The organism is Glutamicibacter sp. MOO4 (assembly GCF_056934395.1).
Genome location: NZ_CM167800.1, coordinates 998,681 through 1,022,654, shown reverse-complemented (window position 1 = coordinate 1,022,654; position 23,974 = coordinate 998,681). Strand labels below are relative to the sequence as shown.

22 protein-coding genes are annotated in these 23,974 nt (G+C 57.0%); 4 read left to right on the top strand and 18 right to left on the bottom strand.

All coding sequences use genetic code 11. The features are described 5' to 3' along the window. Positions 1 to 24 precede the first annotated feature (24 nt). From AC1Z3F_RS04615 to AC1Z3F_RS04540, 16 genes are all read right to left on the bottom strand, one after another. Positions 25 to 1,053: a tyrosine recombinase XerC gene (locus AC1Z3F_RS04615; RefSeq protein WP_262197846.1), complete on the bottom strand. Its 1,029-nt coding sequence runs from the start codon at positions 1,051 to 1,053 to the stop codon at positions 25 to 27. Positions 1,054 to 1,072: 19 nt separating this feature from the next. Beyond that, positions 1,073 to 2,317 carry a DNA-processing protein DprA gene (dprA, locus tag AC1Z3F_RS04610; protein ID WP_483566685.1) on the bottom strand — a complete coding sequence of 415 codons (1,245 nt, stop codon included), beginning with the start codon at positions 2,315 to 2,317 and terminating at the stop codon, positions 1,073 to 1,075. A gap of 10 nt (positions 2,318 to 2,327) precedes the next feature. Continuing rightward, positions 2,328 to 3,887, bottom strand: coding sequence for a YifB family Mg chelatase-like AAA ATPase (locus AC1Z3F_RS04605; protein WP_483566684.1), 1,560 nt, complete (start codon positions 3,885 to 3,887; stop codon positions 2,328 to 2,330). Further along, positions 3,884 to 4,246: a YraN family protein gene (locus tag AC1Z3F_RS04600; protein WP_444613310.1), complete on the bottom strand. Its 363-nt coding sequence runs from the start codon at positions 4,244 to 4,246 to the stop codon at positions 3,884 to 3,886. Before AC1Z3F_RS04600 ends, AC1Z3F_RS04605 begins: the two co-directional genes overlap by 4 nt. A 120-nt stretch (positions 4,247 to 4,366) precedes the next feature. After that, positions 4,367 to 4,687, bottom strand: coding sequence for a DUF2469 domain-containing protein (locus AC1Z3F_RS04595; RefSeq protein WP_131088087.1), 321 nt, complete (start codon positions 4,685 to 4,687; stop codon positions 4,367 to 4,369). Further along, positions 4,687 to 5,424, bottom strand: coding sequence for a ribonuclease HII (locus AC1Z3F_RS04590; protein WP_483566683.1), 738 nt, complete (start codon positions 5,422 to 5,424; stop codon positions 4,687 to 4,689). Before AC1Z3F_RS04590 ends, AC1Z3F_RS04595 begins: the two co-directional genes overlap by 1 nt. 1 nt (position 5,425) lies before the next feature. Further along, positions 5,426 to 6,130: a signal peptidase I gene (gene lepB / locus AC1Z3F_RS04585; protein ID WP_242632432.1), complete on the bottom strand. Its 705-nt coding sequence runs from the start codon at positions 6,128 to 6,130 to the stop codon at positions 5,426 to 5,428. Positions 6,131 to 6,337: 207 nt separating this feature from the next. Further along, entirely contained in the window at positions 6,338 to 6,913 is a 576-nt protein-coding gene (locus AC1Z3F_RS04580) for a hypothetical protein (protein ID WP_262197851.1), read from the bottom strand. 189 nt (positions 6,914 to 7,102) lie between these two features. Further along, positions 7,103 to 9,415, bottom strand: a complete 2,313-nt coding sequence (locus AC1Z3F_RS04575; protein WP_483566682.1) for a S1 family peptidase — start codon at positions 9,413 to 9,415, stop codon at positions 7,103 to 7,105. 429 nt (positions 9,416 to 9,844) lie between these two features. Beyond that, positions 9,845 to 10,492: a signal peptidase I gene (gene lepB / locus AC1Z3F_RS04570; protein WP_131088082.1), complete on the bottom strand. Its 648-nt coding sequence runs from the start codon at positions 10,490 to 10,492 to the stop codon at positions 9,845 to 9,847. A 13-nt stretch (positions 10,493 to 10,505) separates the two neighbouring features. Next, entirely contained in the window at positions 10,506 to 10,865 is a 360-nt protein-coding gene (rplS, locus tag AC1Z3F_RS04565; protein ID WP_131088081.1) for a 50S ribosomal protein L19, read from the bottom strand. Between the two features lie 251 nt (positions 10,866 to 11,116). Next, on the bottom strand, positions 11,117 to 11,974 hold the full coding sequence (trmD, locus tag AC1Z3F_RS04560; protein WP_444613304.1) for a tRNA (guanosine(37)-N1)-methyltransferase TrmD: 858 nt from the start codon (positions 11,972 to 11,974) through the stop codon (positions 11,117 to 11,119). Between the two features lie 3 nt (positions 11,975 to 11,977). Continuing rightward, positions 11,978 to 12,547, bottom strand: a complete 570-nt coding sequence (gene rimM, locus AC1Z3F_RS04555; protein WP_131088079.1) for a ribosome maturation factor RimM — start codon at positions 12,545 to 12,547, stop codon at positions 11,978 to 11,980. A gap of 147 nt (positions 12,548 to 12,694) precedes the next feature. Beyond that, positions 12,695 to 12,937 carry an RNA-binding protein gene (locus AC1Z3F_RS04550; RefSeq protein WP_022876627.1) on the bottom strand — a complete coding sequence of 81 codons (243 nt, stop codon included), beginning with the start codon at positions 12,935 to 12,937 and terminating at the stop codon, positions 12,695 to 12,697. Positions 12,938 to 12,939: 2 nt separating this feature from the next. Continuing rightward, positions 12,940 to 13,350, bottom strand: a complete 411-nt coding sequence (gene rpsP, locus AC1Z3F_RS04545; RefSeq protein ID WP_131088078.1) for a 30S ribosomal protein S16 — start codon at positions 13,348 to 13,350, stop codon at positions 12,940 to 12,942. Positions 13,351 to 13,604: 254 nt separating this feature from the next. Beyond that, positions 13,605 to 15,296, bottom strand: a complete 1,692-nt coding sequence (locus AC1Z3F_RS04540) for an HNH endonuclease signature motif containing protein (RefSeq protein WP_483566681.1) — start codon at positions 15,294 to 15,296, stop codon at positions 13,605 to 13,607. A 216-nt stretch (positions 15,297 to 15,512) separates the two neighbouring features. Between AC1Z3F_RS04540 and AC1Z3F_RS04535 the strand changes: the two genes are divergently transcribed. After that, positions 15,513 to 17,357 (top strand): glycosyltransferase, encoded by a 1,845-nt coding sequence (locus tag AC1Z3F_RS04535; RefSeq protein ID WP_483566680.1) that lies wholly within the window; start codon positions 15,513 to 15,515, stop codon positions 17,355 to 17,357. A gap of 64 nt (positions 17,358 to 17,421) precedes the next feature. Next, positions 17,422 to 18,201: a CatB-related O-acetyltransferase gene (locus tag AC1Z3F_RS04530; protein WP_483566679.1), complete on the top strand. Its 780-nt coding sequence runs from the start codon at positions 17,422 to 17,424 to the stop codon at positions 18,199 to 18,201. A 14-nt stretch (positions 18,202 to 18,215) separates the two neighbouring features. Here the strand turns inward: AC1Z3F_RS04530 and AC1Z3F_RS04525 are convergent, their stop codons facing one another. Together AC1Z3F_RS04525 and AC1Z3F_RS04520 are read right to left on the bottom strand one after the other, a co-directional pair. Then, complete coding sequence (locus tag AC1Z3F_RS04525) at positions 18,216 to 19,085, bottom strand: VOC family protein (protein WP_131088074.1); 870 nt, start codon at positions 19,083 to 19,085, stop codon at positions 18,216 to 18,218. Between the two features lie 538 nt (positions 19,086 to 19,623). Continuing rightward, positions 19,624 to 20,334: a hypothetical protein gene (locus AC1Z3F_RS04520; RefSeq protein WP_131088073.1), complete on the bottom strand. Its 711-nt coding sequence runs from the start codon at positions 20,332 to 20,334 to the stop codon at positions 19,624 to 19,626. A 381-nt stretch (positions 20,335 to 20,715) separates the two neighbouring features. On the opposite strand from AC1Z3F_RS04520, the gene AC1Z3F_RS04515 reads away from it, so the two are divergent. Together AC1Z3F_RS04515 and AC1Z3F_RS04510 are read left to right on the top strand one after the other, a co-directional pair. Continuing rightward, positions 20,716 to 21,864, top strand: coding sequence for a thermonuclease family protein (locus tag AC1Z3F_RS04515; protein WP_483566678.1), 1,149 nt, complete (start codon positions 20,716 to 20,718; stop codon positions 21,862 to 21,864). A gap of 253 nt (positions 21,865 to 22,117) precedes the next feature. Beyond that, the gene (locus AC1Z3F_RS04510) at positions 22,118 to 23,824 is read left to right on the top strand and encodes an AMP-binding protein (RefSeq protein WP_483566677.1); all 1,707 of its coding nucleotides are present in this window, start codon (positions 22,118 to 22,120) and stop codon (positions 23,822 to 23,824) included. The last annotated feature ends 150 nt before the right edge of the window (positions 23,825 to 23,974 follow it).

The following is a 23,974-nucleotide window of genomic DNA, read 5'->3' as shown; positions in this document are numbered from 1 at the left end:
TTTTCCCAGATAACTAGCAAATAATCATGCCCGAGGGTGTGCTTGGCGGTAACTTTGCCGCAATCGTTCCACCGAAACATGGGTATAGAGCTGGGTGGTGGCCAAGGATGCGTGACCAAGGAACTCCTGAACTGCGCGCAAATCAGCACCGCCGTCCAATAGATGTGTGGCCACAGTATGTCGCAGGGCGTGCGGCCCACTAGCCGAGGTGTCCCCCAACGACCGAAGGGCGGTAGCTATCACTTCACGAGCTTGCCGCACGTTGAGCCGGGCCCCACGGACTCCCACCAGGAGCGCATCCTCGGCCTGTTCGACGGCTAAAACCCGACGGTGAGACCTGATCCAGTCAATGATGACCCGCTCTGCTGGCTTGCCAAAAGGAACCATCCGCTCCTTGTTACCCTTACCGAGAACCTTCAGGGTTCGACGTTCAAAATCAATGTCGGCAACATCCAACGCAACAAGCTCACTAATGCGTAGCCCTGAGGCGTAGAGCAATTCAGCAATCACCTTGTCCCGGGATTTGACCGCCCTCGCTTTGGCATCATCAGGCTTCGCCTCGGCACTTGTTTCGGAATCACCGGATGGTGGTTCAGCCTGCGCGGCGGTCGCGGAGGGATCGGAAGGCTCGGAAGACAACAGTCGATCGATCTGGCTTGGCTGAAGCACATGCGGTAAGCGACGTTCCTTTTTCGGAGCGGCCAAACGCAGCGCCGGGTCGGTATCAACTAGGTCATGTTTGAGCGCCCAAGCGAAGAAGTTTTTCACCGCGGAGATACGCCGTGCCAAAGTGGTGCGCGAAATCTGCGACTCGTGGAGCAACGCGAGCCAATCGCGCAGCATCTCAACCGAAATCTGTTTCAGGCCCGGATCTTGCGCGCGGTCCTTGAGGAACTGCCCCAAGTTTCGCAGGTCAACGTCGTAGGCGCGCAGGGTATTCTCGCTGCGTCCTCGTTCGTGTTGCAGATATTCCAAATAATCGGCCACAGGCTCGGCAAATTTCGCAGACAGGCCCGTTGGTGCGGTGGTGGAAGGATCATGCTTCATCACCACCGAGCTTACCTGAGTCTGCTCAGGCGGCCGGACGAACCAACTTCCACGTCCTACCATCGGTGCTCGCCATGCCCAGTGCTTCAAGCTGGCCCACCGCTTGCAAGGTTTGAATCAGCGGGACCCCGCTTCGTGCCGAGATCTCGTCGATGACAAGGCCGCGGGCGAAGGACATGCAGTCATATACCATGCCTTCATCCCGACCCAGCCGATCCGTGGGACCTTCAATGCTCAACTGCTCCTGCACCGGTTGTGCGACACTTTCCGCACCAACAAGCCGCAGGGCATCCTGCGGACTAGTGAGCAACAGGGCGCTGCCTTCAGAAATCAGCCGATGGCAGCCAGCCGAATTTGGTGCAAAAACGCTACCGGGGACGGCTGCCACATCGCGACTGAGCTCTACCGCATGGCTTGCCGTGTTCAGTGCTCCGGAGCGATGCCTGGCTTCGGTGACAATCACGAGTCGACTCAGTGCCGCGATCAAACGGTTACGGTTCAGGAACCTGAATCGAGCCGAGGTGGTTCCCGGAGGCACCTCTGAAAGCAGGACTCCACGAGCGATCACCTGGTTGAGTAGGTTGCTGTTTCCCGAGGGATAGAGCCGGTCGATCCCTCCTGCCATCACCGAAATGGTCGCAGGGTTGGGGTGCTCCCATTGATCCACACTCAGGGCGGCGCGATGAGCGCTGGCATCGATGCCATAGGCACCGCCCGAAACCACGGTGTAGCCACGCAACGCAAGGGTGCGCCCCAGATCAAAAGTCACCTGGTCGCCATAGTCACTGGCATCGCGTGAGCCGACAATTGCGACGTTGCGCGACAGCTGTTGGCCGCTCAGCAACTCGGGATTGTTCGCTCGCCACCACAGGCACAGTGGTCTACCGAGGTTCAGCTCATCAACCTGGCTAGGCCAGCCGGGATCGGTGTTCAGTAGGAGTCCGCCGCCATGGCGCGCCGCCATGTCTAGGACCGCCTGCGGGTTACTCAGGGAAAGTCGCTTGCGCCAACGAGTCAGGGCAACTTTGAGATCTTGGGCCATATTCGAGGAAGGTTTAAACCCGAGGATCTGATCTACCTGGGCTTTGAGTCCCTGCGGCACAAAGTCCTGACGCTGAATCAGCGTGAGTAGTTCGGACGGCGACATTAGCTCCAGTAATGCGGTGGCGGTGAAGTCGTTGGGTTCGATGAGCTGGTTGAGGTGGGCGATGACCAGCCGCTGCGCGCTGGTATTGGTGGTGAGAAGTTCGACGTTCTGGTTGCGTTGCATCGGGTGGTTCCTAACTGTTTTCTAGGCTTTGGCGCAGATGCGCGGCAATGGCTAAGTCGTCTTGGGTGGGTGCGTCATGCTGTTGCTGATCGGCAACCGTCCACGCCACGCGCAGTAGGCGATGGATGCCGCGGGCCGATAGACCACGCCGGGTGGCCAGCTGTTCGAGGGCCACTTGGGTTTTCGCCGGGTAGCGCAATTCTTGGCGCAGTACCCGAGTGGGGATTTGCGCGTTGCAACTCACGCCAAAGTTTTTCAGCCTGCCTTGGCTACGCTCGCGGGTGGCCAGCACTCGATCGCGCACTTTTTCACTGGACTCGTTCGGGGCGTTTTGCAGTAGCTGAGCTTGGGGCACCGGGTTAACCCGCACTTGTAGGTCTACGCGGTCAAGGATCGGCCCGGAAAGACGGGCGAAGTATCGGCGGCGAGCCATCGGAGTGCAGGTACAACCGGTGCCGGTGCCAAAGTTGCGTCCACAGGGGCACGGGTTGGAAGCGAGCAACAGCTGGAAGCGGGCAGGCAGTCGTTGGTGCCCTTTAGCGCGCGCAAGGTTGATGTAGCCCTCCTCGATGGGTTGGCGCAACGCGTCGAGCACACCAGAATTAAACTGGGCGGCTTCGTCGAGAAACAGCACACCTTGATGCGCCCGAGTGATGGCGCCGGGAATCAATTGGGAGGTTCCACCGCCGATCAACGCGGATAACGAGGCGGTGTGGTGCGGGGCGATAAACGGCGGGGTGCGTTGCAGTTGGGTCATTTCGCTCAACGCACCGTGCGTGATCGAGTGGACGGCGGTGGCCTCTAGGGCTTGCTGATCGTCAAGGGGCGCCATGATGGTTGGCAGGCACTTGGCGAGCATCGTTTTGCCGGCACCGGCGGGCCCCACCATGATCAGGTGATGTCCCCCGGCCGCCGCTAGTTCTAAGGCCAGTCTGGCTTCGTGCTGCCCGTTGACTAGTTGCAGATCCGCCTCTTCACTGGCCGCCGGTGTGATGGCGTTCTGCGTTCCGGCAGTTACTTGATCCGCGCGTGGATGGTGCAGATAGGTGCTCAGTAGTTCTCGCGGTGCCCCACAGTATTCAAGAACCTGGCCGAGGTGGTGGGCGGAAAAGATTTCCATGCCCGCAACGAGCCTGGCTTCGTGGGCGTTGGCTTCAGCCACAATCACCCGGGCGAGTCCATGTTCTTTGGCCAGTTGTACCGCCGGCAGCACCCCGGGCACCGGGCGCAACGTGCCATCCAGACCCAGCTCGGCGAGGTAGAGCGTGTTGGGGCTGGTGACTAGCTGTTGATCCGCGGCCAACGCAGCGGTAAGGATCGCTAAGTCAAAACCGGAACCATATTTGGGCAGGGTGGCCGGGGTGAGGTTCACCGTGAGTTTTCGGTTAGCCAGAGGGATCCCGGTATTGCGGGCTGCGGCCTTGATGCGTTCGCGTGCCTCGTTGAGGGAGGCGTCAGGCAGGCCGAGGATGATGAACCCGGGGATGCCGTTGCCAAGATCGGCCTCCACCTCGATCAACGACACGTTGACCCCGTGGATGGCCACCGCGGTAGTTCGGGCGGTACTCATGGTTGCACCGATTGGTGCAGGTCAAAGAGGTATTGGTCGCCCGAGGGATAGACTTCAACGATGTCGATGCGCGGTTGGGCGATGAACATTGCGTGCGCTTGGGCCCAGAGGATCAGTAATTTGTGCAGCCGGCGATACTTTTGCGCGTTGATCGCGTCAAAGCCGGTGCCGAAGCGCTGGCTGGAGCGAGTTTTGACCTCGATGGCCACGATCTGCCCGTTTCCGGCTCGGGCTACCGCGTCAAGCTCACCGGCCGAGCATCGCCAGTTGCGGTCGAGAATCTCATAGTCGTTGTGGCTTAGGTACTCGGCGGCGGCTTGTTCCCCGGCCGCCCCCAAGCGCTGTGCAGCAGTGCGCATGATCGCTCCTGGATGTTCAAACTATCTGTAAGGAACATCCTGGGCTTGATCAGCACGCCATGGTGCGGTGTTGTGGCCGGTTGTGGATTACTGCGGTGGGGAATAAAGCGCAGCGAGTGGTTAGGAGTCGATGCCCTCTTTGGGGATCTGCAGTTCGTCGCGGTTCAGTTCCTCGACGTTGACGTCCTTAAAGGTCAGTACCTTCACGGCTTTAACAAAGCGGCCCTGCCGATAGATGTCCCAGACCCAGGCGTCGATGAGGTTCAGCTCGAAGTAGACCTCGCCGGCATTGCTCAGCGTTTTCACGTCAACCTGATTGGCCAGGTAAAAACGCCGTTCGGTTTCAACCACATAATTAAAGAGCCCCACCACGGTTTTGTACTCGCGGTACAGCTGTAGTTCCATATCGGACTCGTAATTTTCCAGGTCGTCGCCAGCCATCACTTTGCTTTCTTTGTTGTGGCTTCACCTTGGGCTGTGTTGGCCCCTGAAGTCAAGTTCCAGCTTTTGCGGTGGTAGTCGCACGGGCCCTGATCCACGATCGCCGCACGATGCGCAGCCGTGGCGTAGCCCTTATTAATTTCCCAGCCGAAGCTCGGGTAGCTTGAGGCCAGGTCGACCATGATCGCATCTCGTTCAACCTTGGCCAGAATGGAAGCCCCGGCGATCGCTTGGCAGGTCATATCGCCCTTGATGATGGTTCGCACCGGCAGGTGTAAACCCACCGGTTCTCGATCATCGGCCAATAGGTCAAAGAGGTCCGGCTCCGGGGCGGTCAACCAGTCGTAACTACCATCAAGCAAGATCGCCTCGGGTGCGACACAGCACTGCGCCGCGGCGCGGGAGCCGGCAAGACGCAGGGCTGCGGTGACACCAAGCTCATCAATTTCTTGGGCCGAGCTGTGCCCCACACCGTAGGCCACCGCCCATTGACGAACCTGCGGCACCAAATCAACCCTGGTTTCGGGACGCAAAAGTTTGGAGTCGCGTAGTTGTGGGAACTCGCTGACCGACTGAATGTCGATCACGGTCATGCCCACGGTGATGGGACCGGCCAAGGCCCCACGACCCACCTCATCCACCGCGCCAATGAAGCGCACCTGCTGCGTCGCGGCTAAGGCACGTTCATGATCGAGGGTGGTGGGCTGGTTTTTGGCCGAAATTTTAGCTGCTGGCACGTTAGTTGGCTGCCGGCTCGGGAACGTTGGAGAAGACCTCATCGTGGGAATCCACGGTGCCCCATCGCGAGGCTGGCCAGGAAATGATCGACGCGCGACCCTGCACGGAGTTTAGGTCCACAAATCCGCCCTGGATGTCGGTGTGGAAGCGTGAATCGGCGCTGGCTGCACGGTGATCGCCCATGACCCAGATCTTGCCTTGTGGCACGGTGACCGAGAATTCCATATCTGAGGGCTTGTTGCCCTGGTACACATATGGCTCGTCGATTTCTTCGCCGTTGATCTTCAATTTGCCGTCACTCTGCGAGTAGGAGACGGTGTCCCCCGGCATGCCGATGATGCGCTTGACCAGGTACTGCTCGTCGGCTGCGGGCAGGATTCCGACAAAGGAGAGCACGTTTTCAAAGGCGGTGGGCGATTGCTCTAGGGGCGGCAGCCAGCCCAGATCATCACGGAAGACGACCACGTCGCCGCGGTTCAGCTCAAAGGGACCGGGAACCATCAAGTTGGCGAAGATTCGGTCGTTGATTTCCAAGGTGCTTTCCATGGATCCCGAAGGAATGTAGTACGCGCGGAAGAAGAAGGTCTTGATCGCGAAGGAGAGCACCAACGCGATGACAACGATGATGACGATCTCGCGAACAAAGCGCCATATTTTGTATAGCGGTCCCGATTCGTGGGAATTTTCAGCTGGGGCGGCGCTCACAGTTCGATTTGTACCTTCCATTATCGCGTAACACCCCCATCTTACGTGCCCCAAGTTGTTCAATCGGTCATTGGGTGGTGCGGATCCTTGGGATGCGCCTGGCGACCGGTTAATTACCCGCCGCTGGGCGCGCTAATGGCCGGCCCGAATTTTCGGCCCAGCCACTGTGCGCACCCTGACGGGATGGTGGTAGTTGGTTGGTGGTGGTTAGTTGCTCGCCGGTGAGCCGATGCCGCCGCTAGGTTCTAAGTCCACCGGAATCTCGCCGATCGGCTTCTCGGTCTTGATCAGTGTTTGAAGCGCGTCGATCTGGTTGCTATCCACTGAGAGCGTGAGGCCGCCGGTTTCCGGGTTCAGCGAGTAGGCGTGGATCGAGGAACTGATCGGGGTCTCCTGCTTGGATTGCCAGCTCATGATCTTGCCGATGGCCGCACGTAGCTCTTTGTTGCTGAACTTCACTACATGACCGATCGCCCCAGCATCTTCAATGATGATGGTCTTCGATTCATTGGTGGTAGACACGTGCAGCTTGCCGTCCTTGATCCAGCCCTGCACGTAGTCCTCGCCCAATTCCTTCGAGAGCTTCTCGTTGGTGTCCAATAGTGCAGTTTGGTCCACGGTGTTCTCGCTCGATTCTTCGGAAGGGTGGGCTGAGTGCGTGCTTGCTGACTCTTTGGTGCCCGGTTCCGCTTCTTGGCCACAGCCCGACAGCAGCAGGCTGGCCATGAGCGCCGTCGACGCCAGAGCTAATGGGGTGCGGGATGTTTTGGCGTTGAAATTCATTATTTCCACCTCAGTATTTTTTGCGTTGCCACAGCCTACCTAGAATTCAGGCTAACGCGCCTTTCGTAAAGCATTCGGTGAAGCACATGTGTGCCTACTAAAAATGTCCCGCTACCAATGATGAAGTAGCGGGACATTTTTAGCGGTTGCTAGAACCTCTTAGCGGTTCATTGCTGGACCGTGTGTTGCTTAGCCGTGACGACGGTTGCCGCGACGGAACAGCAGGAACATTGCGCCGACCAGAGCCAGTGCGCCACCTGCAGCGATCAAAGGAGCGCTAGCCGAACCGGTGTCTGCCAAAGGATCGTCGTTCTTAGGAGTTTCCTTTGGAGTAGCCGAGTTGGTTGGCTCATCGGAGGTCTCATCCTGTGGAGCTTCGCTCGACTCTTCAGTTGGAGTCTCGGAAGGCTCCTCAGTAGGGGTCTCGGAAGGCTCCTCAGTAGGGGTCTCGGAAGGCTCCTCAGTTGGAGTTTCCGATGGTTCCTCAGTAGGAGTCTCGGAAGGCTCCTCAGTAGGGGTCTCCGAAGGCTCCTCAGTTGGAGTCTCCGAAGGCTCCTCAGTTGGAGTCTCCGAAGGCTCCTCAGTAGGGGTCTCCGAAGGCTCCTCGGTAGGGGTCTCCGAAGGCTCCTCGGTAGGGGTCTCCGAAGGCTCCTCAGTTGGAGTCTCGGAAGGCTCCTCGGTAGGGGTCTCGGAAGGCTCCTCAGTAGGAGTTGGGGTTGGAGTCGGGGTAGGCGTTGGGGTTGGAGTAGGCGTTGGAGCTACAACAACTACTACGCTGCCCTTGGTGGTTGCCGACTTGTCGAACCCATTGCGTGCCTGCAAAGTGAAGGCGTAAGCGCCAGCCTTATCCGGTGCGGTGAACTTGAAGTTGCCATTGCCATCAACGGTTAAGGTCTCCACAACCTTGCCGTCGACGATAACGTCAACCTTGGTACCGGAGCCTGCACCCTCTACGTTGCCGGAAATCGAATCTCCAGCGTCAACCTCTGAACCATTCTTGGTGGTCAGGGTTGGTGCGTTGATGAATTTCTTGACGGTGTAACCCTTGACTCCACTAATGCGGTTCAGTGCATCAGTCAGCCCGGTGTACATAGCGATGTCATCACTGGTGTTTTCCACACCGTCGGTTCCGGCACCATTGGCAGAGTTGATGCCGATAGCCTTAGTGCCAATCAGCACGGCTCCACCCGAGTCACCCTGGTCCAAAACACGCTGGCCTGGGTTCTTTGCGGTGTAGCCCCAAACGTCACGCAAGGTTCCGTCTTTGCCCTGCACGAAGAAGATGCCTTCGCCGGTAATTTCCGAACAGCCCCAACCGGTAGTTGAACCCGAGGAACAAGCGTTGGCGCCAACGGCACCGGAAGCGGCACCGGTAATGTTGATGACCTTATCGCGCTCGTCTCCACCTGCTGGCCACTGCGAAACAGCGGGCTTCAGGTTCAGATCTGCGTTGATACCCTCGATAACCGAGATATCAGTGCCTGGGTTTTCAGTGTCTACGTCATCCCAGGTTGCATCCGTTGGGTAACCCGAGTTGCCGGGTCCACCAAACTGAGCGAAACTAAAATTACCAAGTTCCGCAAAGTATCCGAGGAACTGGTTTGGAGCTTCTGCTTCAATTACATAGGTGTCGGTCATGGAGCCATCTTCAGTACAGTGACCTGCGCTGAGGATTGCGTCCTTACCAGTCGAGTCCCACGCGTTGAAACCGATCGAGCAACGAGCGCCTGGTTCCTGTCCGCCCTGACCGATGGCGTAGCCCATACCACCGTAAATATCTTCGGTAGCGCCCTGCTTCGCAGCTCCACTGCCATCTTTCTTAGATGGCGCGAAGACAACGTCAGAAGCGGCTGCATGTTCGGCAAATTCTTCCAAGGAAAGCTCGCCGGCAGCGGCCTTCTTCTTGGTGACAGTCTTACGCTTGGTTCCCTCAATGGAGCCAGGACCCGAAGCAATGATCTTCACGACGTTCTTGCCCTTGACGGTCGTATTGACGATCGCGGTCAGTCGGCTTAGCTGCGAGTTATCGACGTTGTCAACGATTTCCTCGTAAACGCCTTCAACGGTTGACAGGTTGTTCTTGTTGATTTCAAGAGACACAGCCGCAGGGGAAACCTCGACAATTTTCTTGGCCTCGGTCGCGTCCTTCTTACTGACCTCAACCTTTGCCTTGCCGTCCTTGACGGACGTGCGGGACTCGATACCCTTGGCCTTCAGCTGCTTTGCAAGGGCTGCGGCGGTTTCGCTGGTCTTCGATTCTTCGAGGTATTCCTCGACGGTTTTGCCTAGGTCGCGTTCGATAGCTTCAGGCAGTCCGGTCGTGTCCACTGCACTTTGGCTAGGCGTCGCGCTAGGGGTTGCCGAGCTGCTCGAAGGGGCCGACAGCGAGCTAGTCGCCTCCGGGGCCGCAACGGCTGGCATGAAGCTACTGCCAACTACCAGAGCGGTAGCGGCTGCAGCAACGAGACCTCGTTGCGCAGTCTTTTTATTTGGATTTGGCATTAATGCTTCTCCCACATTTTTGGTGCGAGTGCTAGCGCGGCCCATACCTCCGGGCACACCTCAGCACAGGTGTTGTTACCAAAATGAAACAATAGCGGGTGCAATGCATGGTTTCAAGTAAGGAATCCAACGAAAATATAAACATAAACACGCAAACCGCCTAGTCAGTGCACGCTGTCGATTTTCGATTAGGTCACATCTCGCACCGTTACTCAATTGGTTTAAGATTGGAGTACTCTTTCTAGCGCCTAGTCAGCTTATTGAAACCTGTGTACTGTCGCAGAAATTCCATACTAAACACACAGATTCCCGGTCGAGTCTGGGAACTTGCGAAAAAATACACGAGAAACGAAAAAATAGCGTCAGATGTCGAGGATTTCGTCATCTGACGCTACTTTGCAGCCGTTGTGGCAGTTGCGCACGGGCCATTTATTGGATCTGCGATTTCTGGTCCAGCGGCCACACGATGTTGGTTGCTTTGCCGGTTACACGCTCAACGCTGATCATGCCACCGCCGCTGGCACCAAGCAGGGAGCGCGAGTCTTTGGAGGCGGAGCGGTGATCGCCCATCACCCAGAGCCGGCCCTCAGGAACCTTCACCGAGAATGATTGCTCGCTTGGTGCATCGCCGTCAAAAACGTAGGGCTCTTCTAGGGGCTGACCGTTGACGGTGAGCTGGCAGGGTGTGCCCTTGCACTCGATAGTATCGCCGCCAATACCAATGACGCGCTTGACGTACTTGCTGCCGGTGCCCGTCAGGCTCAGTGCGCCGAGCAGATCGTCGGCGAAACTCGCCTTGGCATAGGGCAGGAATGAGCCGCGGCCGTCAAAAACGATCACGTCCCCGCGCTGCGGATCGGTGTCTTTGTAGGCTCGGCGGTCAACGGCGATGCTTTGGCCAGGGTTCAGGGTGGACTGCATCGAGTTGGAGTCGATATGAAACAGGTCAATCACGCTCGCGCGGAAGATAATGGTAGAGAGCAGGCCGAGAATGATGGCGAGTACAGCGAAGCGCCAGACCCATGAAAAGGCCCGGCGCTTCAAAGTTGCTCGCTCGGAGCGGGCAGTCTGGTTCATCGAAGAACGCAGATTACTTCTTTGCGTTGAAGTCACGCTTCTCGCGGATGCGAGCAGCCTTACCGTGACGATCGCGCATGTAGTACAGCTTGGCACGACGTACGTCACCCTTGGTTACAACCTCAATCTTGTCGATGATTGGGGAGTGAACTGGGAAGGTACGCTCAACACCGGTACCGAAGGATACCTTGCGAACGGTGAAGGTTTCGCGAATGCCGTCGCCGTGACGACCTACAACGTAGCCCTGGAATACCTGGACACGCGAGTTCTTACCTTCGATGATGTTGACGTGTACCTTCAAGGTATCGCCGGCACCGAAAGCTGGAATGTCTGAACGCAGCGAAGCTGAATCAACAGAGTCAAGTAAATGCATGTTGCATCTCCTAGGATCAATGCCGCAGGTCACCGAATCCTCGTAGCGGGGCTCTTCGCTAGCCATCGGCTTTGCGAACTCCCCGGAACGTATACCACCGATTGGCTCTAGCAATCGGTGCGGTGGTTCTTTCATATCCAGTCGTCCCCCTGCGGCAGGAGCCGGACAAAAACACACCAAGAAACAATTATGCCGTATCTAACTAGCGGACGCGAGTCTGCCAGAAATTAAGCCGTCGTGATGTTGACCTCTTAGCTGGCCGATTCCGGATCTGGTGCGGTTGCCGGACTGGTTTCGGCGCCGGCACCGGTGGCCCACTCCAGCTGCGACTTAGGGGTGATCGTCCCTTCAACTACGGCAAAGCCGTTGTGCCAGAGGGCATCACGGTCGCGACGGTTCAGCGATTGCACGTCGAGCTGCTCGATCAAGTCCGGGCGACGGGCGGCGGTGCGCTTAATCTGTTCGTCGCGACGGAATCGACCCACACGCTGGTGATTGCCACCGAGCAGAACCTCGGGGACCTCGCGGCCACGCCATGAGGACGGCTTGGTGTAGACCGGGTATTCCAGCAGCACATCGGAGTGGGATTCTTCGACCAGCGACTCAGGGTTGCCGATCACGCCCGGGATCAGGCGGGCGATGGCCTCAACCATCACCATGACCGCTACTTCTCCCCCATTAAGCACGTAGTCGCCGATGGAAACCGGGATGACATTAAAATTCTCGTGCGCGTAGTCGATGACACGTTCGTCGATGCCTTCATAACGGCCGCAGGCGAAGACCAGGTGCTCTTCTTCGGCCAGATCGTAGGCCATCTGCTGGTTGAAGACCGCGCCGGCAGGCGAAGGAACAATCAGCGTTGGCTTGGGGCCTTGCGCGTTAGCAGAGCGTACCGAATCAAGGGCCTTGCCCCATGGCTCGGGCATCATGACCATGCCAGCGCCACCACCGTAGGGAGTGTCGTCCACCTTGCGGTGCTTATCCTCGGTGAAGTCACGCAGGTTGGTGAGATTCAGGTCCAGAATTCCGTCTTGGGCGGCGCGGCCGATCAGCGACAGTGAAAGCGGCTGCAGGTACTCCGGGAAGATCGAGATGACATCAAGACGCATGGCTTAGCGCTCTTCCTGATCGCTGGAGTTCTCGTTGTCGAGCTGCGCTTCGTCGTCCGCGTCGTCGCTATTGAGGGTGAGCAGGCCCGCTGGTGGGGTGATCACGACGATGCCGGCTTCCGGATCGACATCCGGGACAAACTCGTCGACGAAGGGCAGGTAGATTTCCTGTCCGTCGTTGTCCTCAAAGACCAAAAGGTCCTGGGCAGGGTTGGTGCGTAGTCCGGTGATCACGCCAACCTGCTGGCCATCGAGCATGACCTTCAGGTCCAGCAGCTCGTGCTCGTACCACTCATCGGAGTCATCCTCTGGCACGTCCGAGACTTCAATTTCCAGTCGTGCGCCGCGCAGGGTTTCAGCCTGGTTGCGGTCGGAGATCTCCTGGAAGGAGAGCAGCAAAATGGTCTTGTTCCAGCGCGCGTTTTTCACCGTGAGGGTTTTGACCGGGCCATCGACCACGATGATCTCCACCCCAGGGGTGAATCGCTCTTCGGGGTTGTCGGTCTGGACCTGGGCGGTGACTTCGCCACGGATACCGTGGGGCTTACCAATACGGGCAACCTGCAATCGCATAGTCTGCTGCTCTTTCTGCGTGGTGATCCGGGGATACGCCGGGAGGTGGGGTGCAATATCTGGGTGAAACACGAAAGGAGTTCCCGTCACTTGTAGGACGGAAACTCCTTTCGAAATGAAGCCAACTAGAAGTTGAGCTGCAGTTGCTTAGCCGCGGCGACGGTCGGTGTCGATAACATCAACACGAACCGATTCCTTGGCCAGCGCTGCCATGACGGTACGCAGTGCTCGTGCGGTACGTCCCTGACGTCCGATCACACGACCGAGATCTTCAGGGTTGACCCGTACTTCGAGCAGATCGCCGCGGCGGGTGGACTTCAAGGCAACCTTGACGTCTTCCGGTTCCTCAACGATTCCGCGAACCATATGGTCGAGCGCATCAACGAGCACTGTTACTCAGCCTCGGTAGCTTCGGCCTCTGCCTCTTCAGCAGCTGGCTTTTCAGCCTTCTTGGTGATTGCCTCTGGGAGGATCACTGAACCCTTGTCAGGTGCAACGAATGCTGGCTTAGGCTCGGCAACCTTGTAGGTGCCTTCCTGGCCATCGATGCCCTTGAACTTCTGCCAGTCACCGGTGATGTTCAGCAACTTGTGAACCTGCTCCGATGGCTGAGCGCCAACGGACAGCCAGTACTGAGCACGCTCAGAATCGATCTCGATGATCGATGGGTTCTCGGTTGGGTGGTACTTACCGATCTCCTCGATGGCACGGCCATCGCGCTTAGCGCGGGAGTCCATGACAACAACGCGGTAGAAAGGTGCGCGCATCTTACCGAAGCGCTTCAGACGAATTTTAACGGCCACTGTAGTGGTCACTCCTGTTTCTCAACATGGTCGAGCCCAATTTTTAGCACCTGTGGGGCAGGCCTTACTGATCGGACTCTAAAAGGGACAGGATTCGAAGCGGAGAGAGGGGCCGAATCAAATCGAGTACCCTGCAATTATGTCAGAGAGCGAGCATGCTGGCCAACTCTATTTTGGTCGCGCGTGGCGCTGATGCCATGAGGTTGATCACTCGCGCAGTTAGCCGGTAGCACTAGTTTAGCTCAGGGCTTGGGTCAGGACACCGTGTGGATCCGGTTTCGGGCCGGGATCTGGAGCGGATCAAGATGTTTGGGCAGCGTGATGTACGCCAGTCCCCCGATGGTGCTCAGCGTTAACAATCCGGCATGGATCGCATGGTGATGGGCGCGGCACAGGCAACTGCCATTGGCGCTCGAGGTGCAGCCGCCGTTTTCCCACCAATTGTTGTGGTGGTATTCGAGCATTTCCACCGGCGCGGTGCAGCCCGGAACGATGCAGCCTTTATCGCGAGCATAAATGGCGCGCTTCATCGCCTCGGTGAAGAAGCGTTGAGATCGACCTACGTCGAGCGGTTGAGAATTGGGGCCAAAAATTACCCGATAGATGTCGCCTTGGCAGATTAGTTGGCCCGTATCTGCCGGCCCGAGTTTTAGTCCGTGTTCGGTGATAGAGGTGAGCTTGTCCAGATTTTTTAGATCCGCCAATGCGTCGAGCTTGATGTGGATGGCGATCTTTGGGGTGACGGTTTTGGCGGTGTTGCTCGGATCCGAATTTTTTATGGCCGCGAGCAGGGCGTTCAGGCGTCGTTGAGCGACCGAGATATTACCGTCGCCGGGAACCTGCGCGCTGGGATTAACAAAACCTGCGTTTTGTTCTCCCTCCTTTAACAAGGGGTGCGTTTCGGGGGTGGGGTCTTGGGCCCACGGTGGCATCGGGTCGTTGCCGTTAAAGAGGGCATCGCTGTTCAAGGGTGCATCGCTGTTCAGGGGTCCATCGTCTGCCGGGTGGTCTTGATCTTTTGACGCCTGCGTTTCATCAGGTGAGCCGGACTGGTCAGCGCGGGCAGATTTGCCGGCATCGGTGCGCGGGTTATCACTCTGGGCGGCGTGGGAGCGCATTTCCTCGCGCTGATCGCCGGCGACAACTAGCTTCCAGATGTCGCGGTCCCCCACCTGGCTCTGTAAAAACAGTCCGCATTCGGGAGCTGTGGTTTCTTTGCGCGCTTTGCGTTCGGCGGAGATGAAGTTGTTCAGTAGGCTTTCGCGGGTGTTGCGTTCGGGTTCAGCCAGAAGCTGCACTGCGTGATCTTCAAGTAGCTGGCCGTCGGAGTGGAGGGCGGTGGGCGCGAGGGGTAGCCCTTCAAAACAAGTGTCGGTTGGCTCAAAGGAGTCCAGCGCGCGGGCAGCGCGGGCCACCATACGGGGGTCAAGATCGGCCGAAGAAGTGTAGAGGTCGGCTAATTTGGTCAGGCGCGGAGGCATGGTGCTGCCGTCGATGGCGCGGCGGGCGATTAGTAGGTGTGCGTCGTTCACCCGGCGCATCGCCTCGTGGGCGTTGAGGCCCAGAAATTTGGCGGCGAAGTCGGCGGTGTTCAGGTAGTGCGCGCGGCCTGAATGCTGATGGGCGGGGGTGGAAAAGTCGGTGGTGCCGGTGCGGACGGCGGCCAGGTCCTCATCGGTGAGCAGGTGTGCGCCGGTGGATTCCAGCGCGATGATGCTGTGCAACTGTTCGCGCAGGGTGTAGCGGTGCAGGGTTTCAATCAGTTGGGCGTAGGCGGCGGCGATCCGCGGGTCGGTGCTGGTGCGCAGCGTGTGGGAAAGGCGGAGCAGGAGCGCGCAGCAGGCGGCCATGATTTCCAGCAGCAGTGCGGTGGCGCCACGGGGGAAATTTCCGGTGAGGCTGATGCGCAGTGCTGCCAGGGCGGCGGCCAACTGATGAATGCTCATGGGGACATCATGGTGCGGCGGCGGGAGGATCGGGCACAAAAAATACCGGTTGTGGGTAAGTGTGATGCTGTATAGGCGCTGTTCGACTCGTGCCAAGTTGCTGATCCACTGCGCACAATGAGCTAGGCGACTGTAGAGTAAAAGTTGGATGCGCTGGCGCTTAGATGTCGGCCGGTTGCGTTCGACGTTTTTGAGATCGACCGAAGGAATACCCCCGTGGCTTTGCGCAGCGAAGAACGCAGCGAAGAACGCAGCGAAGAACTTGACGCCTACATGGTGACGTGGAAGCTCGAACGCGAATTTGGTGGCATGACTACGGTGTGCACCCAACGCGCTGGGCTTTTTGCGCAACGTTATGGCCGCTCGTTTATCGTCACCTTTAATCGCGACCCGAAGCTGCCGCAGACCGTTGAGGATCTGGTGGCGCGCGGTAAGTTGGATCCTAAGGTGCAGGTGCTGAACATCTACTCGTTCTTGGCACAACACGATATCGCCGCGCAGGATAGGATTCCGGAGCGCAAGGCGCAGCCGGAACATCAGGATTTTGAACTGCAACATACGGTGTACTACGGCGATGAGCCACAGCTTGCCTTTAGCCAGAGCAGTTCGGCCGGGCCGGACGAGGCCACCACGCAGTTACGTTTTTTGCGCAAGGACGGCAGCACCTTCCTACTTGATACCCGATTTACCGATACTGCCGGGAAAAACCGTCGCATCGTCGAGGTGCTTGATCGTGCCGGTAATATCACCGCGCGTTTCCCGAGCGCAGCCTCCTTGTACCGGCATTGGTTAAGCCAGTTGGCCGATCGCGACAATACCTTGGTGGTGGTGGACAGCAAGTACACCGCCTCGATGCTCGGGAGCTGGGAAACCAAGATCGTGCCTAAGTTGTACGCCTTCCACAGTGTGCACGTGACCAAGGGCGAAAGCCTGCTCACCGGTGAGCTGTCCGATCCACATTCCCCGGTGATCGCCCAACGAAAATTGTGGGACGGTTTTGTGTTCCTCACCGAGGGGCAACGCGCCATTTATAACCGCCGTTTTGGTGATGCCGATACTACGTTTGTGATCCCCAATCCGCTCAAATCCAGCGCGGTCACCCCGGTAGCCGAGGGCCAGGATGCACCGGAACGAAAGCCAACTCAATTGATCGCTGCCGGATCGCTGACCACCAATAAAAACGTGGCGGCAGCCATTAAAGTGGTGGCCGAATTGGTGCGCCGCGGACAGGCTCCGGTCTTGCATGTGGTCGGCCAGGGATCCCAACGGGAAAAACTTGAGCAGCTGTGCGCCAAGCTCGGCGTTGAAGATGCGGTGATTTTCCACGGCTTCTCCGATAAGTTGCCAACCTTCTTTGCCACCTGCACAGCGCAGTTGTTTACCTCTAGCAATGAGGGCCAGGCTTTGGTGTTGCTTGAAGCTCAGGCCCAGGGCTGTGTGCCGATATCCTTCGACATCAACTTTGGCCCGGCCGATAGCATCCAAGATTCGGTCAACGGCTTCTTGGTTCCGGCCGGTGACATTACCCGGATGGCTGATCGCGCTGAACAGTTAATGACCGATCCACAATTGGCGGCGCAGCTTTCGGCCAACGCTCGAAAATTTGCTCAAGAGTATGCTTCGCGGGACCTGGTCTCGCTCTGGGAGGAAACCATGTCCATCGCGTCCAAGATCAAGCAGCTCGGTGCCCGGCAAGAAGTTCCAGAATTTTCCGCACGGCTAAAATCGGTGGAGTTCTTGGAGCGCGGTGCCCTGAAAATCAGCGTGGCGCATAAGGCAAAATTGCCGCGTGACACCGGTTTTGAATTGGTCATCGTGCAGCGCGACAATGAGGCTGAGGTGAAGGTCTATGCAGCCAGCGAATTTGATGAGCAACAGGCCGTGTTCACCATCGACGTCGCCGGGGTAAAGGAAGCGCGCACCCAAAAGAAGCCCACCGACGTGTTTTTGCGTATGCGGGTAGGTTCCAGCATGTTGATGAAGCGCTTGGGTGTGGAAAATTCGCGGGTGCTACCGTACTTCACCAGCCATAATAATCTGTCCTTTAAACCAGAGAAGTAGGCTTCCAGCGCGCATCGGCCTCGCACTTATCGCTCGCCCAGAAACACGAACTAGAGTTGAAGCTATGAAAATTGCGATGTCTGACCTGCAGCCACTGCTCGGCCACCACCGAATCCTGCTCGCAGGCCAAGGCGTGGACACGATGGAAAAGTCCGGGGACTCATACGCTGCGAACACGCAGGTTACTTTTGAGGCAGACCTAGAGCTACACCCTTACACGACGTTTTATGGCACCGCAGGCACCGCCTTGCCACGGATGGGTGCGTTTTCCTACACGATTTCAAAGCTGCATAAGTCGGTGAGCGTAGGTCGTTACACCTCGATCGCCAAGGGTATGAGCGTGATGGGTGCCCGACACCCTCTGGAGTGGGCCTCAACCAGTCCGGTCTTTTACAACCAGCGCGTGATGGCCCAAGCCTACTCTCAAGATCGTGGTGTCAGCCTTGAATCGACCAATTTTGACTATGCCCAGGGCCAAATCGTCATCGGCAACGACGTGTGGATCGGCGAAAAGGTGTCGCTGGGCCATGGAGTGAAGATCGGCGACGGTGCAGTCATCGCCTCAAATTCGGTGGTGACCAAAGATGTCGACCCGTATACCGTGGTCGGCGGGGTGCCAGCTCGTGTATTGCGTGAACGTTTTGCCCCCGGGATCGTGCACGCACTGCAAGCCTCAGAATGGTGGGAGTTTGCACCGGAGGATCTGACCCGTTTTGATGTCAGCAATCCCGAGGAGTTTGCCCACCAGGTGATGCGCGGCCGCGAGGATGGCAGTTTAGTTCCGCTGGTGACCCAACCACTGACCGCGCCAATGATCAAAGAGCACCTGGACACCTTGAAGTAGCTGGCACGAACCGATTAGCCCAGAGTGACGCGCAAATTGTTGTTCCATGGGTCATTAAAGCGTAGTTCCGATCCGGTGTGATGGTGCGTTACCTTCGCGAAGCTTAGGCGTTCGGCCAATTTGCCGATTTCTTCTTCGCTAGGCACATTGATCAGTACTTCACCCAGGCCCAGGGTGTCTTTGCGCGGACCGGCGCCGCGGGAGTTCCAGACGTTCATCGCCATGTGGTGGTGGTAGCCGCCGGCGGAGACAAACAAGGCCTGCTCGCCCAATGCGGTGGTCTCATCAAAGCCGAGGGTGTTCACGTAGAACTGGCGCGCGGTGGCAACATCGCCAACCTGCAGGTGTACGTGGCCGATATCGGCTGCGGCCTTGCGCTGGGTTGCGACAGCCTGTTCGCTCAAGTGCGAGTTGAGATATTCGTTGGGGTCCAGGTAGATGGTGTCCATCGATACCTCACCGTTTTTCCACGTCCAGCCGTCGCGCGGGCGGTCGAAGTAGAGCTCGATGCCGTTACCTTCGGGATCTGTGAAGTAGAACGCTTCGGAGACTAGGTGGTCTGAGCTTCCCACAAATTTGCTCTGATCAAATTGTGCAGCCGAGAGTACGGTGGCTGCCAGATCCGCCTGAGTGTCAAAGAGCAGTGCGGTGTGGAACAGTCCAGCTTCATTGCGCGAGGCCAGCTGTAGACCCGGAGCGTTGCGCAGGTTGACCAGCTCTTGAGTCCCGCGACCCAGCGTGGTGCCTTCGGCCGATTCAACAAGTACCTCTAACCCAAGTGCCTTTTGGTAGTACTCGCTCATGGTCTTCATATCGCCGACCTTGAGCTGTACGGCGTTCATATGAGTTTCGGCGGCGAGCTTATCTTCTTTGAGCGTAGTCATGACCTGTCCCCTGTTTTCTGTTCACTTGTTCCTATTGATACCTACCGTACTCCGATTTAGTTGATGCTTCAAGTAATTTTCGAAGCTCTGTGCATCACAGTGAATTTACGACGTCGCCAAGAGACTCTTGCTCGCCCTTGCGCGAAGGTGCGCAGCGCTTGCCAAAATGAGCTCCGGAGAGCCATGTGCCAGGGCCACTTCCATCAGGTTTCAACCAAGCTCGACCCCCTAACCTGCGGGTGAATAAGCAAATTCTCCGAAAGTGCAGCTGGCATGCTCCAGCATCAAGGAAGGCGTCAAGGTTCAATAGGAAAAAGAATGTGGCAGCCCGGTTATCCGAACTGCCACTGCAGACTCCTGAACTAAGAAATGCTACTGATCCGCCTCAGAACTGTCGTCATCCTGCTTGTTGTACGGCTTCGAATTGTTTCTCCGGAGAGCGGCGAACAAGAAAACCGCAAGCCCTACTGTTACCAATAGTGGAATTATGATGAAAAATACCAATTCAAATGCGTTGGGCACTAGTGGATTCATAGTTCTATGCCACCCACTTACAGGACTGTGTGATACCAAAGCTGTTAGTAATAAACTGGATAGTTGCCGCCCTTCCGGTGGTAGCCCAGCCGATTGTCCTGTTTGAAGTTGCGTCAATTTCCATATGGGCACGGTTATTGCTCTTCCACGCTTTGTCCCCACTGAATGCGATCTTGAGGGTCGGGTCGTACACAGTGGTGATGCGGGCAGTAGGGTTCTCCACGCGGACTAGCGTCGCCCCGAAGTTCTTAGCCCAAACACCGCCAGACACCTTGACTCGTGCGACCACAAGCCCTCCTAGAGACACACCACGCAGATAGCAGGCAACTGGCTGACGGCTTGTTGTGGATTTGGCAGCTGGAGTTGCGAACGGAATTTGAGTGGCCACTTGCGGCTCATCTTCGGCGAATTCCACTTCTCCAGTGAGAATAGAAGCCGCTTCGTCCAACTGTTCCGCACGAGACAAGCTGTCCAATTTCCGAAGGGATTCGATAGCTGCCTCGTCGCCCTGTTCAGCACCTTGCTTGTAGCTGAATTCCAACGCGTCAATTAGCTTCAGTTTTTGAGATTTTGATGGGACAGAACTCTCTTCGCCAACGACCGCAAATGCTTCAACGGATGGCCCCAAAGACTGCGCTTGAGCAGGCAATGCCAACCCGCTGGCCAGGAGTGTGGCAGCAAGGGAACTGAGCGCTATTTTTATTTTGATCTTCACGGTTACCCTTAGACGGTAGACTTACAAAAAATAGCCTAGTCGCAGCTCGTCTAGCGTGCAATCATACTTAAGTAGTAGTTGGGTGCGCCGACCCACCGCACACCCAGTATGAAGATATCCACTCAAATTCGTAGCGAACAATGGTTCCCCAAACAGTTCCGTTTCGCGAAGAAACTGAAGGCTGACGGAATCAGGCCATCTTTGCGTCTTGAAACCTGAAGCGGGAGTAGTCCTTCTAAACCCTCGTCAATTATGACCTCGTTTCTGCCATAAAAAACGCGTCATTTGAAAGTTCAATAAAACTAGCTATTCTGATGAAATCACTCGATTTTCTGCCAGGGAGCAGAGAATTAGCACTCGCACATCAAGGAACGAACACAATTGAAGAAAACGACTATCTGGGTCTCCGCGCTCTTAGCCGGAACCCTCGCGACCGGTGGCGTGGTCTACGCAAGCACCCACGAGCCTGACTCACGAGGAACCGTGACCCGCGTTATCGACGACGATACCATGGATATGGAAATTGCAGGCCAGGAAACCAGGGTGCGACTTCTAAACATTGACACGCCAGAAACCGTAGATCCCAACAAGCCCGTCGAATGCATGGGCCCAGAGGCATCAGAGAACCTCAAGTCGCTGCTCAAATCGGGCGACAAGGTTGATTTAAAGTACGACGTTGAGCGTGAAGATCGCTACGGCAGAACACTGGCGGCGGTATACAAAGACGGTGAGTTCATTAATCGCTCGATCGCGGCGAACGGCCTGGGGGTCGCCGTAAAGTTTGAACCCAACGTCAAGTACTACCAACAGATTCTCGACGCGCAGCAAGAAGCGGAACAAGATGATGCTGGTCTTTTCAGCGCCGACATCTCATGCACAATTCCAGCTCAGGTAACCAAGGCACTTGATGAACTGGGACAAGTGCCGAGCGAAACAGCCAGCAGTGTCGAGCAAGCGCAGTCAGCGGCCCAAGAAGCTGCAGCTGCCGTGGCTACCGGACTGGCTACAGGCAAAGCTTTGGCGGCAATCACTCCTGACACCCACCCGGTCACGGCCATCTTGCTAGCGACATCGTTCAAAAAATCCGTGACAACGATGAACGAAGTTACCGCGCAGACCCAAAAGCTGGAACAAAAGCACACGCAGCAGCACGATGATCTTGTCGCTGAGGATAAGAAGCGCAAAGAGGAAGAAGCTAAGGCCAAGGCAAAACAAAAGGCCGAGGAACAAGCCAAGCGCGAAGCTGAGAAGCAAGCAGCCGCCGAAAAGGAAGCTGCGCAATTAGCCGCCAAAAAGAAAGCGGAACAAGACATGGCCGCTGAACAGCAACGAAACGCTGCTCCTAAATACGTTGCACCCAAGTATGTTGCGCCTAAGAATGTTGCACCCAAGAAGACCCCACCAACCTACAAGGCACCAAAATCGGTGGCTCCTAAGGTGAAGACGCCACCAAAGTCATCGGTGCCAGAAAAATACACCGGACCACGATGCTATGCACCCGGTGGCAAATCCTGGAAGCCGTGTGGCTAGCAGCGGAAGCACAGACGCGTAATAGCAGTTTGATGCTCATTAGATTCCCGTATGGCTTCGGCCGTGCGGGAATCGGTCTTTTGTGGCGGCATCACCCCTTCAATCCGAGAGGTCGATTCTGCAGAACACGGCACGCAGCTAGAAGGTCTTTCAATTACTAGGACTTCAAAGTAGATTATCTAGTGAGCCACCTCACATCGTCGTTTGTGTCGCTGTAGAGGCGTAAATCTTTCCAGCGACAGAAGGTTTGATTGTGAGCGTTACCGAAGAATTCAGAGCTGCCCGTGACCGACTCCTAGAATTACGCACCGATTACACCAAAGCGCGTGCCGAATTCAGCTGGCCAGAATTTACCGAATTCAACTTCGGCTACGACTGGTTTGATCAGGTAGCCAAGGATCCGGCCCGTGCGCAGACTCCGGCGCTGATTATCACCGAACGAGATGGAGCCTCCACCCGGCGTACGTGGGCTGAACTGTCCGAACGCTCCACGCAACTAGCTCGTTGGCTCAGTGATCAGGGTGTGGCGCGCGGCGAGACGATCGCGGTGATGCTCGGTAACCAGGTAGAACTATGGGAATCCATGCTCGCTGGCATTAAGCTCGGTGCGGTGCTGATCCCCTGTACCACCCAGTTGACCCCGACAGATCTGGCGGACCGGATCGAACGCGGACATATCAATTGGGTGATCACCAACGAGTCCGAGATGCCCAAGTTTGAAACCGTGCCGGGTGACTACACGCTGATTCAGATCGGCGGCACCCCGGCGGATGGAATTCTGGACTTCGCACAATCGCATACGGCGGAAGCATCTTTTGAACTGGACTCACCGACCCGCTCCGATGAAACTTTGCTGCGCTATTTCACTTCGGGAACCACTTCCAAGGCAAAGCTTGTAGAGCACACACATACCTCTTACCCTGTCGGGCACCTGAGCACGATGTTCTGGATCGGGCTGGAGCCAGGGGACGTGCACCTGAACGTTGCCTCTCCGGGCTGGGCCAAACATGCGTGGTCCAATCTCTTCGCTCCATGGATCGCCGAGGCTACGGTCTTCCTCTATAACTACGACCGCTTTGATCCGATCGCCCTGATGAACCAGATGGATAAGGAAAAGGTCACCAGCTTCTGCGCCCCGCCCACGGTCTGGCGCCTGCTGATTCAAGCAGACCTGAGCGCGCTGAAGACGGCTCCGCAAAAGTTGGTTTCGGCCGGCGAACCGCTGAACGCTGAAGTTATCGATCAGGTTCACAAATCTTGGGGTCAGGTGATCCGCGACGGCTTCGGGCAGACCGAGACCACAGTACAAATCGCCAACCCACCGGGAGAACCGGTCAAGATTGGTGCCATGGGCAAAGCGATGCCCGGCTACGAGGTGGTGCTCATCGATCCGGCCACCGGCGAAGTTGGTGACCTGGGTGAAATTTGTTTGGTCACCGAGCGGCGGCCGCTGGGTTTAATGAAGGGGTACTTCGAGAACGCGGAGAAGACTAACGAGGTGTTCCGCGACAGCGTCTATCACACCGGTGACATTGCCGAACGTGATGAGCGTGGAATCCTGACCTATGTGGGCCGCGCCGATGATGTGTTCAAATCAAGCGACTACAAGATTAGCCCCTTCGAACTGGAATCGGTGCTGATCGAACATCCCGGGGTCGCAGAGGCTGCCGTGGTGCCAGCTCCCGATGAGCTGCGCCTGAGTGTACCTAAGGCGTATATCGTTCCGACTGCCGATCATGAACCAGGAGCAGAACTGGCCGAATCCATTTTGGCGCATTGCCGCGAGCATCTTTCGGCCTTTAAGCGGGTGCGGCGTATTGAGTTTGCGCAGTTACCTAAAACCATCTCGGGAAAGATTCGACGGGTGGAATTGCGTCAAGCCGAAGAACAGCGCTTCGCCGGTGGCGAGGTTGCGGGAACCGAATACCGGGACATCGACTTCCCGAATCTAAAGCCATAACTGAATCCATAACTGACATTCACCATTGGGGCCTGTAGTTCAACTACGGGCCCCAATGCTTTATGTAGTGACAGTGGCAGATGACCAAGTTGAGACACGAAGTTTACATCGTGGGTTACAGCTCATACTATGAGTCGAAGATCAGTGACC

Bases quoted from the DNA above. Each gene is read 5' to 3' on its own strand.
- dprA (WP_483566685.1), bottom strand. From the start codon at position 2,317: ATGCAACGCAACCAGAACGTCGAACTTCTCACCACCAATACCAGCGCG.
- AC1Z3F_RS04605 (WP_483566684.1), bottom strand. From the start codon at position 3,887: ATGAGTACCGCCCGAACTACCGCGGTGGCCATCCACGGGGTCAACGTG.
- AC1Z3F_RS04600 (WP_444613310.1), bottom strand. From the start codon at position 4,246: ATGCGCACTGCTGCACAGCGCTTGGGGGCGGCCGGGGAACAAGCCGCC.
- AC1Z3F_RS04595 (WP_131088087.1), bottom strand. From the start codon at position 4,687: ATGGCTGGCGACGACCTGGAAAATTACGAGTCCGATATGGAACTACAG.
- AC1Z3F_RS04580 (WP_262197851.1), bottom strand. From the start codon at position 6,913: ATGAATTTCAACGCCAAAACATCCCGCACCCCATTAGCTCTGGCGTCG.
- AC1Z3F_RS04575 (WP_483566682.1), bottom strand. From the start codon at position 9,415: ATGCCAAATCCAAATAAAAAGACTGCGCAACGAGGTCTCGTTGCTGCA.
- lepB (WP_131088082.1), bottom strand. From the start codon at position 10,492: ATGAACCAGACTGCCCGCTCCGAGCGAGCAACTTTGAAGCGCCGGGCC.
- rplS (WP_131088081.1), bottom strand. From the start codon at position 10,865: ATGCATTTACTTGACTCTGTTGATTCAGCTTCGCTGCGTTCAGACATT.
- trmD (WP_444613304.1), bottom strand. From the start codon at position 11,974: ATGCGTCTTGATGTCATCTCGATCTTCCCGGAGTACCTGCAGCCGCTT.
- rimM (WP_131088079.1), bottom strand. From the start codon at position 12,547: ATGCGATTGCAGGTTGCCCGTATTGGTAAGCCCCACGGTATCCGTGGC.
- AC1Z3F_RS04540 (WP_483566681.1), bottom strand. From the start codon at position 15,296: ATGAGCATTCATCAGTTGGCCGCCGCCCTGGCAGCACTGCGCATCAGC.
- AC1Z3F_RS04530 (WP_483566679.1), top strand. From the start codon at position 17,422: ATGAAAATTGCGATGTCTGACCTGCAGCCACTGCTCGGCCACCACCGA.
- AC1Z3F_RS04525 (WP_131088074.1), bottom strand. From the start codon at position 19,085: ATGACTACGCTCAAAGAAGATAAGCTCGCCGCCGAAACTCATATGAAC.